The 13094-nt window shown below is 70.7% G+C and carries 10 protein-coding genes and 1 riboswitch; of the genes, 5 read left to right on the forward strand and 5 right to left on the reverse strand.

What is annotated here, in order from left to right; translation table 11 throughout:
* Positions 1–19: 19 nt before the first annotated feature.
* Positions 20–1171, forward strand: coding sequence for a M20/M25/M40 family metallo-hydrolase (locus tag BLW84_RS04435; RefSeq protein ID WP_093261544.1), 1152 nt, complete (start codon positions 20–22; stop codon positions 1169–1171).
* Between the two features lie 226 nt (positions 1172–1397).
* Here BLW84_RS04435 and dnaE read toward each other — a convergent pair whose 3' ends face one another.
* Positions 1398–4982, reverse strand: a complete 3585-nt coding sequence (gene dnaE / locus BLW84_RS04440; protein WP_093261546.1) for a DNA polymerase III subunit alpha — start codon at positions 4980–4982, stop codon at positions 1398–1400.
* A 209-nt stretch (positions 4983–5191) separates the two neighbouring features.
* Between dnaE and BLW84_RS04445 the strand changes: the two genes are divergently transcribed.
* The 4 genes from BLW84_RS04445 (at position 5192) to BLW84_RS04460 (ending at position 9172) form a co-directional block, all read left to right on the forward strand.
* Complete coding sequence (locus BLW84_RS04445; protein WP_177226276.1) at positions 5192–6148, forward strand: AsnC family protein; 957 nt, start codon at positions 5192–5194, stop codon at positions 6146–6148.
* A 202-nt stretch (positions 6149–6350) separates the two neighbouring features.
* Positions 6351–7451 carry a Re/Si-specific NAD(P)(+) transhydrogenase subunit alpha gene (locus BLW84_RS04450; RefSeq protein ID WP_093261550.1) on the forward strand — a complete coding sequence of 367 codons (1101 nt, stop codon included), beginning with the start codon at positions 6351–6353 and terminating at the stop codon, positions 7449–7451.
* A gap of 39 nt (positions 7452–7490) precedes the next feature.
* Positions 7491–7796 carry an NAD(P) transhydrogenase subunit alpha part 2 gene (locus tag BLW84_RS04455; protein ID WP_093261552.1) on the forward strand — a complete coding sequence of 102 codons (306 nt, stop codon included), beginning with the start codon at positions 7491–7493 and terminating at the stop codon, positions 7794–7796.
* A complete protein-coding gene (locus BLW84_RS04460; RefSeq protein WP_093261553.1) occupies positions 7793–9172 on the forward strand; it encodes an NAD(P)(+) transhydrogenase (Re/Si-specific) subunit beta in 1380 nt (459 codons plus the stop codon). Before BLW84_RS04455 ends, BLW84_RS04460 begins: the two co-directional genes overlap by 4 nt.
* Positions 9173–9317: 145 nt before the next feature.
* On the opposite strand, the gene BLW84_RS04465 is transcribed toward BLW84_RS04460, so the two are convergent.
* The 4 genes from BLW84_RS04465 to BLW84_RS04480 form a co-directional block, all read right to left on the reverse strand.
* Positions 9318–9617 carry a hypothetical protein gene (locus BLW84_RS04465; RefSeq protein ID WP_093261555.1) on the reverse strand — a complete coding sequence of 100 codons (300 nt, stop codon included), beginning with the start codon at positions 9615–9617 and terminating at the stop codon, positions 9318–9320.
* A gap of 45 nt (positions 9618–9662) precedes the next feature.
* A complete protein-coding gene (locus tag BLW84_RS04470) occupies positions 9663–10547 on the reverse strand; it encodes an RluA family pseudouridine synthase (protein ID WP_093261738.1) in 885 nt (294 codons plus the stop codon).
* Between the two features lie 41 nt (positions 10548–10588).
* Positions 10589–11239: a signal peptidase II gene (gene lspA, locus BLW84_RS04475; RefSeq protein ID WP_093261557.1), complete on the reverse strand. Its 651-nt coding sequence runs from the start codon at positions 11237–11239 to the stop codon at positions 10589–10591.
* 222 nt (positions 11240–11461) lie between these two features.
* Positions 11462–12799 carry an aminotransferase class V-fold PLP-dependent enzyme gene (locus BLW84_RS04480; protein ID WP_093261559.1) on the reverse strand — a complete coding sequence of 446 codons (1338 nt, stop codon included), beginning with the start codon at positions 12797–12799 and terminating at the stop codon, positions 11462–11464.
* 39 nt (positions 12800–12838) lie between these two features.
* Positions 12839–12953, reverse strand: a riboswitch (SAM riboswitch).
* Positions 12954–13094: the final 141 nt, after the last annotated feature.

Consider the following 13094-nt stretch of genomic DNA (forward strand, 5'->3'; position numbering starts at 1 on the left):
AGCAGAGAGGTGATGACGAGTGAGCAGTGCGACGGCATTGACCGGTGCGGCCGAACGCGACCTTCCCGAGGTGATCGCCGACCTGCGGCGACTGGTCGAGCACGAGACCCCCAGCAACGACAAGGCCGCGCTGGACGCCGGGCTCGCCGACATCGCGGACTGGCTCGCCGAGCGGCTGGGCGAGCCGACCGCGCGGGCCCGGCACGACTGCGGCGACCGCGGTGACGTCCTCGACATCACGTTCCCCGGCACCGCGGGCGGAACCGTCCTGCTGCTGTGCCACTACGACACGGTGTGGCCGATCGGGACCCTGGCGGAATGGCCGTTCACCGCCGAAGGCGACCGGATCACCGCGCCGGGCTGCCTGGACATGAAGCTCGGCATCGTGCACGGCGTGTGGGCGCTGCGCCTGCTGCGCGAGCTGGAGATCCCGCACCCGGCGGTGCGGTTCCTGCTCACCGGCGACGAGGAGATCGGCAGCATCGCGTCCCGCCCGCACATCGAGCGGGCGTGCGCCGAGGCCACCGCGACCCTGGTGCTGGAGCCCAGCCGGGAGGGCATGGCCAAGGTCCGCCGCAAGGGCCTGGGCATGTTCGACCTGGCGGTCTACGGCGTCGAAGCGCACGCCGGGCTCGATCCGACGGCCGGCGCGAGCGCGATCCACGCCATCGCCGAGCTCGTCCCGCAGATCACCGCGCTGGCCGCGCCGGAGCGCGGCACCACCATCAACATCGGCGCGATCACCGGCGGCACCGGCCGCAACGTGGTGGCCGGCCGGGCGAGCTGCGAGATCGACATCCGCATCCAGGACCCGGCCGAGACGGCCCGGATCGACGCGGGTTTCGCCGCGCTGGCGGTCGCCGACGACCGGATCAAGTTCGACATCACCGGCGACTGGAACCGGCCGCCGATGAACCCGAACCCGCCGTCGGAGCGGCTGTTCGACGCCGCCCGCGCCGCCGCGCAGGACATCGGCCGGGACCTGGAGGGCACGGCCGTAGGCGGCGTGAGCGACGCGAACTTCGTGTCGGCGCTGGGAAAGCCGGTCCTCGACGGGCTCGGCGCGGTCGGCGCCGGGCCGCACTCGCGCGACGAGCACGTGATCCCGGGCGAGTCGCCCGGCCAGATCGCCATGCTCGCAGGCCTGATCAGCCGCCTCCGCGACAACTGAACACCGGGAATGGGCGGTGTGGGGTTGCTGTCTTTGAAGCGGCGCAGCCGCTTGGCCCACCTACGCAGCTTGCACCGCCGCGGGCTCTCAGGGGCCTTCTCGCGAGGACAGCCCCGACGCGTCGTATTTGGACATACGTGTGTCGGGGATCCCACAGCGAGAAGGTGCCTGAGGTTCCGCTACCCGCACCGCCACGCAAAACGAGCCTGGAATCAGGTTCTGCGGATCAGTACGCCTCGAAGCAGCCCGCGCCGAGCAGGCCCTTCAGCTCGCCCTGCAGGCCGTTCTCCGTGGACACGAAGTAGTCGCTGGACAGCGCCAGGCGGGTCGTGCCGCGCGGGCTCTGCAGCTTCAGCTGCACCGGCGTCGTGCCCGAGTGCGCCTGCAGCGTCCGCTTCAGCTCCGCCACCAGCGACTGGTCCACCCGGCCCACCGGCACCTTGATCACGAACGCCGGGTCGGTGCCCGGGTCGGTCTCCGCCGCCGAGATGTCCACCGGCACCGCATCCGAGGCGAACACGCTGATCGTGCCCTCCCGCTCGTTGATGCGGCCCTTGACGGCCAGCGCGGTGTCCTCCACCAGGCAGTCGGAGAACATCTCGTAGGACTTCGGGAAGAACAGCACCTCCACGCTGGCGTCCAGGTCCTCCAGCGTGACGATCGCCCACGGGTGCCCGTTCTTGTTGATGCGGCGCTGGATGCCCGAGATCATGCCGGCGATCTTGAGCTGCTCCTTGCCGCCGCCGAACTCCCGCTCGCCGCCGACCAGGTCGGCGATCCCGGTGTCCTGGTAGGGCGCGAGCAGCCGCTCCGCCCCGTCCAGCGGGTGCGCCGAGACGTACAGGCCCAGCATCTCCCGCTCGTAGGACAGCAACTGCTTGCGCGGCCACTCCTCCAGGGTGAACACCAGGTGCGCCAGCGGCGAGGCGTCCGCGCTGTCCGCCGAGGAGTCCGCGCCGAACAGGTCGAACTGGCCCATCGCCTGCTGCCGCTTCAGCCCGATCACCGCGTCCACCGCGGCCTCGTGGTGCTGCACCAGCGACATCCGGCTGTGCCCCAGCGAGTCGAACGCGCCCGCCTTGATCAGCGACTCGATGACCCGCTTGTTGCAGGCCAGGATCTCCGACTTGTCCAGGAAGTCGGTGAACGACGTGTAGCGGCCCTTCTCCTCGCGGGACTTGACGATCGACGCCACCACGTTGGACCCGACGTTGCGGATCGCGCTCATCCCGAACCGGATGTCGGAGCCGACCGCGGCGAAGGTGTCGCGCGAGTCGTTGACGTCCGGCGACAGGACCTTGACGCCCATCCGGCGGCATTCGGCGAGGTAGATCGCCATCTTGTCCTTGTTGTCGCCGTTGGAGGTCAGCAGCCCGGCCATGTACTCGGCCGGGTAGTTGGCCTTCAGGTACGCCGTCCAGTACGCCACCAGGGCGTAACCGGCCGCGTGCGACTTGTTGAACGCGTAGCCGGCGAAGGGCAGCACCGTCTCCCAGAGCTTGGTGATGGCCTCGTCGCGGTAGCCGTTCGCCTGCATGCCGGCCTGGAAACCCTCGAATTCCTGGTCCAGGACCGACTTCTTCTTCTTGCCCATCGCGCGGCGCAGGATGTCCGCTCGGCCGAGGCTGTAGCCCGCCACCTTCTGCGCGATCGCCATGATCTGCTCTTGGTAGACGATCAGGCCGTAGGTCTCGTCGAGGATGTCCCGCAGGTCCTCTTCGAGGTCGGGGTGGATCGGCTCGATCTCCTTGCGACCGTTCTTGCGGTCGGCGTAGTCGAGGTGCGCGTTGACGTCCATCGGGCCCGGCCGGTACAGCGCGTTGGCCGCCACCAGGTCGCCGAACTCGGTCGGCTGCAGGCGTTTGAGCAGCTCCCGCATGCCGCCACCTTCGAACTGGAACACTCCCAGGCTTTCCCCGCGGGCGAGCATCTCGTAGGTGGTCTTGTCGTCCAGCCCCAGGTTGGACAGGTCGATGTCGCGGTCGTGGTTGTCCTTCACCATCCGCAGCGAGTCACCGAGGATCGTGAGGTTCGACAGGCCCAGGAAGTCCATCTTCAGCAGGCCGATGGCCTCGCACGACGGGTAGTCCCAGCCGGTGATGATCGAGCCGTCGTCACGCGCCCACAGCGGCACCGTGCCCAGCAACGGCTGCGAGGAGAGGATCACCGCGCAGGCGTGCACGCCGGCGTTGCGGATCAGGCCCTCCAGGCCGCGCGCGGTGTCGAAGATCTGCGACACCGACGGGTCGGTCTCGATCAGGCTGCGGACCTCGGCGGCCTCGGCGTAGCGCTCGTGCTGCGGGTCCACGATGCCCGACAGCGGGATGTCCTTGGCCGCGATCGGCGGCGGCAGCGCCTTGGAGATCCTGTCCGCGATGGCGAACCCGGGCTGGCCGTGGTGCACCCGCGCGGAGTCCTTGATCGCCGCCTTCGTCTTGATCTTGCCGAAGGTGATGACCTGCGCCACCTTGTCGCGGCCGTACTTGTTGATCGCGTACTGCAGCACCTCGTCGCGGCGGCGGTCGTCGAAGTCGAGGTCGATGTCCGGCGGGGAGTCGCGCTCCGGGTTCAGGAACCGCTCGAAGATCAGCCCGTGCTCCAGCGGGTCCAGGTTCGTGATGTGCAGGATGTAGGCCAGCAGCGAACCCGCCGCCGAGCCACGGCCCGGCCCGACGTGGATGCCCTGCGACTTCGCCCACCGCGTCAGGTCGCCCACGACCAGGAAGTACGCGCAGTAGCCCTTGGTGTCGAGCACGTCCAGCTCGACCTTGATCCGGTCCAGGCACTCCTGCGTCGCCCCGTCCGGGTACCGCGACGGCAGGTACTGCTCGACCTCGGCCTCCAGCAGCTGGCGCTCGCTGCGGCCGGTGCCGTCGGTGACGCGCGGCATCCGGTCCTGGAAGGCCCAGACGTCCTCGTAGGACTCGACCATCTCCGCGATCAGCAGCGTGCTGTCCGCCGCGCCCGGGACCTCCTTGTCCCAGTACTCCCGCATCTCGGCCGCGGACTTCAGGTAGTAGCCGTCGCCGTCGAACTTGAACCGGGACTCGTCGCTGAGCGTCTTGCCGGACTGCACGCACAGCAACGCGCCGTGCGACTCGGCCTGGTCGACCGTGACGTAGTGGCTGTCGTTGGTCGCCAGCGGCGGGATGCCCAGCTTCTTGGAGATCTCCAGCAGGCCCTGGCGCACCGACCGCTCGATCGGCAGCCCGTGGTCCATCAGCTCCAGGAAGAAGTAGTCCTTGCCGAAGATCTCCTGGTACTCCGCCGCCGCCCGCAGCGCCTCGTCGAACTGCCGCAGCCGCAGCCGGGTCTGCACCTCACCCGACGGGCAACCCGTCGTGGCGATGATGCCCTCGGAGAACTCCGAGATCAGCTCCTTGTCCATCCGCGGCTTGCGGTACATGCCCTCGAAGCTCGCGCGACTGGACAGCGTGAACAGGTTCCGCAGGCCGGTCGCGTTGCGCGCCAGCATCGTCATGTGCGTGTACGCACCGGCACCCGAGACGTCACCGCCCTCACCGAACTCGTCGGTGCCACGCTGCTTCGCCTCACCCCAGAACACCGGCTTCTTGTGGAACCGGCTCCCCGGCGAGAGGTACGCCTCGATCCCGATGATCGGCTTGATACCCGTCTTGCGCGCCTGCTGGTAGAACTCGTCCGCGCCGAACATGTTGCCGTGGTCGGTCATCCCCACCGCGGGCATGCCCAACCGCTCGGCTTCGGCGAACAACGCCCCCACCTTCGCCGCACCGTCGAGCATCGAGTACTCGGTGTGCACATGGAGGTGAACGAAGGGGTCGACAGGCACGGGAAAGTCCTCCTTCGGCGGGCTTCTGGGAGAGGTGCCAGCCTAACTCCCGGCCCCGACGCGATCGGAGATTCCCCCGGCGTTGCGCGGTGTTCCCACGCGGGCGTGGTGTGAGCCGCCCCGCTGCCCCGCCGGCCGGTCGCGAGGTCCGGATCAAAACCACATGCCGTTTACGCCTGGGTTGGGGCGAGCGGGTAGCGTGGCACGACGTGGCTGGCCCTGACCCCGTGGACGTGCGTCTGCTGAGCGTCGTCGCCGAGATGGGCCGTGCGGCGGTTCCCGAGATCGCCGGTCGGCTCGGCATGGACGTGCGCGACGTCGCAGCACGCCTTGCTGCCCTCTCCACGACCGGCCTGCCGCTGATCGTCGGCGTCGAGTGCGACCCCCAGGCCATCCGCAACGCGGTCGCCGCGGCTCAGCACTGGGCCGCGCAGCAGAACATGGCCAGCGGGCCGTACCAGGTGCCCGGGCCGGCCAGCGGCAGCCACCAGGTGCAGCCGTCCGGCTCCTACCCGCAGCCCACCGGCGGCTACCCGATGCCCACCGGCGGCTACCCCGCGCCCTACGGCGGCCCGAGCGGCCCGCAGCCGTTCGTCCCGGCCGGCCCGCCGGCGACGTCCTTCCAGCAGCAGCCCGCGCCGTCGAACCCGATGAACGTGTGGGGGCCGCCGGGATCGGCCTCGTGGGCCCGCGGCGACCAGCAGTGGCCGGGCGCCCAGCCGGCGCCGCAGCAGCAGCCGGTGCGCACCGGCAAGGTCGGCAGCAAGCTCGACGTCGAGGGGCTGGAGGGCGAGCGGATCACGATCCTGCTCGTGGAGGTCGTGGACCCGGCCGACTTCCTGTTCACCGCGGCCGGTTACGAGCTGCAGGACGGCGAGCGCTCGGTCGTCGTGCACACCGAGCTGACCAACCGCGGGGCGACGCCGTTCGCGTCGCTGCCCGACCTGTACCTGGAGCTGATCACCGAGGAAGGCGCGGCGGTGTCGAAGGCGCCGGTGTCGCTGTCCTCCCGCCCACCGCACCGCATCGGCGTGCAGCCGGGCGAAACCGCGGGCGGCCACACGGTGTACGTGCTGCCGGAGAACACGGAGCTCACCAAGGTCCGCTGGACGCCCCGCCCGGGCGACGAACAGCGCACCCTCACGTGGGACATCACCGACCTCTGAACTTCTTGAATTCCGGCCTCGTTCTGCGCAGCAGGAGCTGCTTCGGCCCGATTCCGCCGCGCGTTCATTCCCGGTCGGCGGGGCCGCAAATCCGGTGAATGCCAGAACTCCACGCCCTCCAGTACGTCTGTCCTGGTGATCTACCGGGGCCGAACGGGCGGGTGGTCTTGCGGTTTGCGCCGCGGTGTGGAGAGCTGGAGTCATGACCTCTCCGGAGAGCGGTCGCACCAGCGTCGGTGTGCCGCGCGAGACGATGCCCGGTGAACGCCGGGTCGCGCTCGTCCCGGGCGTGGTGGAGCGGTTGTGCGCGCAGGGCCTCGGCGTCGTGGTCGAGGCCGGTGCCGGGCAGGCCGCGCTGATCCCGGACGAGGCGTTCGCCAAGGCGGGCGCGAGCATCGGCGATCCGTGGTCCGCCGACGTCGTGATCAAGGTGAACGCGCCGACCGAGGCGGAGATCGCCCGGCTGTCGCCCGGCTCGGCGCTGATCGGCTTCCTGGCACCGCTGACCGATCCGGACATCGCCGACCGGCTGCGGGCCGCCGGGGTGCAGGGCTTCGCGCTGGAGTCGGTGCCGCGCATCTCCCGGGCCCAGTCGATGGACGCGCTGTCCTCGCAGGCCAACGTCGCGGGATACCGGGCCGTACTGCTGGCGGCGAGCGAATGCACCCGGTTCTTCCCAATGCTGACCACCGCGGCGGGCACCGTGAAGCCCGCGTCGGTGCTGGTGCTCGGCGTCGGGGTGGCCGGCCTGCAGGCGCTGGCGACCGCGAAGCGGCTCGGCGCCCGCACCACCGGCTACGACGTGCGACCGGAGGTCGCCGACCAGGTGCGCTCGGTGGGCGCCAAATGGCTGGACTTGGGCGTTTCGGCGGTCGGCGAGGGCGGCTACGCCCGGGAGCTGACCGACGACGAGCACGCCGAGCAGACCCACCGGCTCAACTCGGCCATCGCCGGTTTCGACGTGGTGATCACCACCGCCCTGGTGCCGGGCCGGCCGGCCCCGAAGCTGGTCCCGGCGGAGGCGGTGCGCCGGATGCGGCCGGGCAGCGTGATCGTCGACCTGGCGGGCGCGGCGGGCGGCAACTGCGAGCTCAGCGAGCCGGGGCGGACCGTGGTCGGCCACGAGATCACCATCGCGGCCCCGCTGAACCTCCCGGCGAGCATGCCGGAGCACGCCAGCGAGCTCTACGCCCGCAACGTCCAGGCGCTCCTGGAGCTGATGCTCGTCGACGGCCGCCTCGCGCCCGACCTCACCGACGAGGTCCTCGCCGCCGCCTGCATCACCCGTCCGGACCCGGCATGAGCGTCAACGAGCTTCCATAGGCGAACGGGAGGAGAGGCGATGTTCCTGGCCGATCTCGCGGTCCTGGTGCTGGCGGGGTTCGTCGGCTTCGCGGTGATCTCGAAGGTGCCGAACACGCTGCACACCCCGCTGATGTCCGGCACCAACGCCATCCACGGCATCGTGCTGCTCGGCGGCGTGCTCGTGCTGGGCTCCGGGGTGGAGGACCTCGGCTCTCAGCTGCTGGCGCTGGTGGCCATCGTGTTCGGCACCATCAACGTCGTCGGCGGATTCCTGGTCACCGACCGGATGCTGGGCATGTTCAAGCGGAAGCCGGAGGCGACGCGGAAGGGTGCCGACAAGTGATCACCCTGCGTTCGGTGCTCTACATCCTGGCGTTCGCGCTGTTCATCTACGGCCTGATGGGGCTGACCGGCCCGCGCACCGCGGTCCGCGGCAACGCGATCGCGGCGGCGGGCATGGCGGTCGCCGTCGTCGCCACGCTGCTCACCCCGGGCCTGGGCAACTGGGGGCTGATCGTGCTGGGCCTGGTGCTCGGCACGGTCATCGGCGTGCCCGCCGCGCGGCGGGTGAAGATGACCGCGATGCCGCAGATGGTCGCGCTGTTCAACGGCGTCGGCGGCGGCGCGGTGGCGCTCACCGCGTGGGTGGAGTTCCGGGAGACCACCGGGTTCCAGGGCGAGCCGGCGTTCGTGCCGATCTCAACGCTGTTCGCGGCGATCGTCGGCTCGATCTCGTTCTGGGGCTCGCTCGTCGCCTTCGGCAAGCTGCAGGAGATCGTGCCGGGCCGCCCGATCACCGTCGGCCGGCTGCAGATGCCGCTGAACGTACTGCTGCTGGCCGGGGCCATCGCCTGCGCCGTGGCGATCGGCCTCGGTGGCACCGCCGAACTGCTGGTCGTGGCCGTGCTGGTGCTGGCCGGGCTGGCCGGGATCGCGGTGGTGCTGCCGATCGGCGGGGCCGACATGCCGGTGGTGGTGTCGCTGCTCAACGCGTTCACCGGGCTGTCGGCGGCCGCGGCCGGGCTGGCGCTGGGCAACACCGCGATGATCGTGGCGGGCATGCTGGTCGGCGCGTCCGGTTCGATCCTCACCGACCAGATGGCCAAGGCGATGAACCGGTCGATCCCGTCGATCGTGGCCGGCGGTTTCGGCGGCGGCGCGGCCGAAGCCCCGGCGGCCACCGACGGCACGGTGCGCTCGGTCAGCGCGGCCGACGTGGCGATCCAGCTGGTCTACGCCGGGCAGGTGATCGTGGTGCCCGGCTACGGCATGGCGGTCGCGCAGGCCCAGCACGCGGTGCAGGACATGGCGAAGTTGTTGGCGGACAAGGGAGTTTCCGTCGACTACGCGATCCACCCGGTGGCGGGCCGGATGCCCGGTCACATGAACGTGCTGCTCGCCGAGGCCGACGTGCCCTACGAGCAGCTCAAGGAGATGGACGAGATCAACGACGAGTTCGCCCGCGCGGACGTCGCGCTGGTGATCGGCGCCAACGACGTCACCAACCCGGCGGCCCGCACCGACCCGAACTCGCCGATCTACGGCATGCCGATCCTCAACGTCGACCAGGCGAAGGCGATCGTCGTCCTGAAGCGCTCGATGCGGGCTGGCTTCGCGGGCGTGGACAACCCGCTCTACACCGACCCGAAGACGACGATGCTCTTCGGCGACGCCAAAGCCTCCGTGCGGGAAGTGGTCGAAGAGCTCAAGGCGCTGTAGAGCTTTTCTCCGAACTCCTTTGCCTGGCGGTGCGGGTGGCGGAACCTCAGAGAGCCCACGCGTCACCCAAGTCGAAACAGCCGCTGCAGGACGTGAACCAACCCAGGGGCCGTGAGTCTCTTGCTGCCACGGCCGCCCGAAGGGCTCACGACTCCTTGTCGCGGCGGAAGATGTTCAGCGGGTTGTTGCGCTTGGGGCGCTCCGGCTTGTTGCGGCTGCGGTACTCCAGCGTCGGCCAGTCCCCCGCTTCGCCCCCCGCCTGGTTCGGCTCCGGAGCGCCGAGCACCGACGGTGCCGCCTTGCCCACGTCTTCCGCGCTGATCACGTCTCCGAGGCTGGTGAAACCGGCCGGCGGCGTGTCCACGTCGGCTCCGGCGTCGAACACCGGAATGCCGCTGGGCGGCGTCGGCGCATCCGACCCCTCGAACGACTTCGACTGTGCCATCAAGCCCCCTTGCTCGTCACAGGCTTGCCCGCCACCGTACCCGGCTCAGCCGTCCTGACCGCGGAGCTCGTCCAGCGCGTGCTGCAGGTCGGCGGGGTAATCGCTTTCGAACGTGACCCAGCCGCCGGACGGGTGCTCGAAGGAGAGGCTGCGCGCGTGCAACCACTGCCTGGTAATAGCGAGCCGCCGGGCCAGCACCGGATCCGCGCCGTAGGTCAGGTCGCCGACGCAGGGGTGCTTGATCGCCGCGAAGTGCACCCGGATCTGGTGCGTGCGCCCGGTTTCCAGCTTCACGTCCACCAGCGACGCCGCGCGGAACGCCTCCGCCGTCTCGTAGTGGGTGATGCTGGGCTTGCCGCCGGTGACGACCGCGAACTTGTAGTCGTGGCGCGGGTGCCGGTCGATCGGCGCGTCGATGGTGCCGCGGCTCGGGTCCGGATGCCCCTGCACCACCGCGTGGTACCGCTTGTCCACGGTGCGTTCCTTGAACGCGCGCTTGAGCACCGAGTACGCGTGCTCGCTCTTGGCCACGACCATCACACCCGTGGTGCCCGCGTCGAGGCGGTGCACGACGCCCTGCCGCTCGGAGGCCCCGGAGGTCGCGATGCGCACGCCCGCGGCGGCGAGCCCGCCGACCACGGTCGGCCCCTCCCAGCCCGGGCTCGGGTGCACGGCGACGCCGATCGGCTTGTCGACCACGACGATGTCGTCGTCCTGGTGCAGGATCCTGAGCCCGTACACCGGCACCGCGACGACCTGCAGCGGCTGCTGCGCCAGCGGCAGCGTCACCTCCAGCCAGGCCCCGGCGACCAGCCGGTCCGACTTGCCCGCCGGGTTGCCGTCGACCAGCACGTCACCGGACTCGGCCAGCGAGGCGACGGCGCTGCGGGACAGGCCGAGCAGCTTCGACAGGCCGGCGTCCACGCGCATGCCGTCCAGCCCCTCGGGAACCGGCAGCGTACGGAGGTCCGTCACGACTGCGCTGCCTTCTTCTTGCGGTGCACGGTGCCGTCGTAGTCGCGGCCCAGCAGCGACATCAGCACGACCAGGATGCCGCCGCAGACGATGCAGGAGTCGGCGACGTTGAACACCGGCCACACCGCGCCGCCCGGCGCGAACACCGACAGGAAGTCCACCACGTGTCCCTGCAGCGGGCCGGGGGCGCGGAAGAACCGGTCGACCAGGTTGCCGCAGGCGCCGCCGAGCACCAGGCCGAGCCCCACCGCCCAGCCCAGCGAACGCAGCTTCGGCGCCAGCCAGATGATCACGCCGACGACCGCCGTGGCCAGCAGCGCGAGCAGCCAGGTCATGCCGGTGGCCAGCGAGAACGCGGCGCCGGGATTGCGCAGCACGTCGAGGTAGAGCAGGCCGCCGAACAACTCGACCGGCGGTTTGCCCTCCAGGTTCGCGACCACGGCGACCTTGGTGAGGATGTCGATGGCCAGGGCCACCACGGCGACCCCGCCCAGCAACCCGAGCAGCTTCCCGGAGGCGCGCTTGGGCGGCTCCTCCGCCGTCCCGGCCTGCGTATCGAGTGCCTGTTCCGCGGCGGTCGGCTCGGTGCCCGCCTGCTCTGCTGAGGACTCCCTCGGGGAGGACTGCTCGGTGCTCACGACCGCCATTGTCCCCGAACCTGACCGGGCGCATCACGGCAGTACCGATTCGCTGAACCCCGACGCGGAGAACCACCCAATTTTAGGCAAAATCGGAAGCCCTAATCGGTGCGCCCCGCCACGAAGATTCCCAATTTTAGGCAAAATCGGGAGAACCGGCCCAGCCCGGGAAGCGTCCGATTTTAGGCAAGATCGGGACGCATGGAAGTCCGGTTCCGCGGTACGGAGCAGTCAGCCGAGGAAGTCCGGCACCGGGCGCGGGTCGTCGGCGGGCACCCAGCGGCCGTCGACCTGCTCGTAGCGCCACACCGGGCCCATTGCCACCAGCCGCCGCAGCGCGTTCACCAGGCGGTCGACGTGCTCCGCCGTCGTGCCCAGCCCGACGCTGACGCGCACCGCGCGATCGGCGTCCGAGCCCGCCCTCGAGAGCAGCCGCCGCGTGGCCACGTGCGCGCAGAACAAGCCGTCGCGGACGCCGATGCCGTGCTCCGCGGAAAGCGCCGCGGCCAGCAGGCCGGGGTCCTGCCCGTCGATGGTGAAGCTCACCACGCCGACCCGGTCGTGATCGGCGTCGAACAACCGCAGCTCGCGCAGCCCCGGCACGCCGCGCAGCCCGGCCCGCAGCCGGCGCAGCAGCGTCTCCTCGTGCTCGACGACGTCCGGCCAGTTGGCCGCGAGGGTCTCGCAGGCCTTGGCCAGCGCGTGCACGCCGACGGTGTTCGGCGAGCCGGCCTCGTGCCGCTCCGGCCCGGTCGTCCAGCTGACCGACCGCTCCTGCACCAGCCGGGTCGCGCCGCCGCCCGCCAGGTACGGCTCGGCGGCGTTGAGCCAGTCCGCGCGGCCGATCAGCGCGCCCGCGCCGAACGGCGCGTAGAGCTTGTGCCCGGAAATCGCGACGTAGTCGACGTCGAGCTCGCCGATCCGCACCGGCCGGTGCGGCGCGAGCTGCGCGGCGTCCAGCACGGTGCGCGCCCCGCGCCGGCGGGCCACCTTCGCGAGCTCCGCGACCGGCCACACCTCGCCGGTGACGTTGGAGGCGCCCGTGATCACCGCCAGCCGCGGCCCCTCCTGGCATTCGGCCAGCGCGGCGTCGAGCGCGGCGATCGCGTCCGCCGGCGTCTCCGGCGCGGGCAGGCGGCGCACCCGCGGCCCGGACCAGGGAAGCAGCGCGGCGTGGTGCTCGGTGTCGAAGACGACGACGGAGGTGCCGCGCGGCAGCGCCCGCCCCAGCAGGTTCAGGGCGTCGGTGGTGTTGCGCGTGAAGATCACCGAGTCGGTGCGCCGGGCGCCGACGAAGGCCCGGAGCTTGTCCCGGGCGCCCTCGTAGACCCGGGTGCACACCTGGGAGGCGAACCCGGCACCGCGGTGCACGCTCGCGTACCAGGGCAGCAGCTCGTCCACCGCCGACTGCACCGGCTCCAGACAGGGCGCGCTCGCCCCGTGGTCGAGGTTCGCGTATCCGATGTGCTCGCCGGTGACCAGCGGAACCTGCAGCGAGCGGCCGACGACGGCGGGGATCCGGTAGTCCACATCGGACTGCTTCGGGATGTCGATGACGGCAGAAGACATGACGGCCTCCTAGGGGGCCTCATCGGACCCGTCTGGAGGGGTCCGCGCTTGCCGATCGCCCTGCACGACCGGCCAGGTCTTCACCCGGGGCACCCCACCGCGGTTGGAGGGTTGCCGGCCAGCAAGCCGGGGCTTGACGCTGGCACTCATGACCTTCGAATACGGACCTTAGGAAACCGCCGCGGCAGCGGACAACGGCAATCCCGGATCGTGGGAGCGTCCTTGGTCACACCAACCTGGGAAGCGCGAAGGGCGCTTCCCGCCGGGAAATCCGGCGGGAAGCGCCCTCGACCTC

Origin of the sequence: Saccharopolyspora shandongensis, from assembly GCF_900106995.1 — a bacterium.
GTDB classification, from domain to species: domain Bacteria; phylum Actinomycetota; class Actinomycetes; order Mycobacteriales; family Pseudonocardiaceae; genus Saccharopolyspora; species Saccharopolyspora shandongensis.

Coding starts and splice junctions, on each gene's coding strand:
- BLW84_RS04450 (WP_093261550.1), top strand. CDS start 6,351: ATGACCTCTCCGGAGAGCGGTCGCACCAGCGTCGGTGTGCCGCGCGAG.
- BLW84_RS04455 (WP_093261552.1), top strand. CDS start 7,491: ATGTTCCTGGCCGATCTCGCGGTCCTGGTGCTGGCGGGGTTCGTCGGC.
- BLW84_RS04465 (WP_093261555.1), bottom strand. CDS start 9,617: ATGGCACAGTCGAAGTCGTTCGAGGGGTCGGATGCGCCGACGCCGCCC.
- BLW84_RS04470 (WP_093261738.1), bottom strand. CDS start 10,547: ATGCGCGTGGACGCCGGCCTGTCGAAGCTGCTCGGCCTGTCCCGCAGC.
- lspA (WP_093261557.1), bottom strand. CDS start 11,239: ATGGCGGTCGTGAGCACCGAGCAGTCCTCCCCGAGGGAGTCCTCAGCA.
- BLW84_RS04480 (WP_093261559.1), bottom strand. CDS start 12,799: ATGTCTTCTGCCGTCATCGACATCCCGAAGCAGTCCGATGTGGACTAC.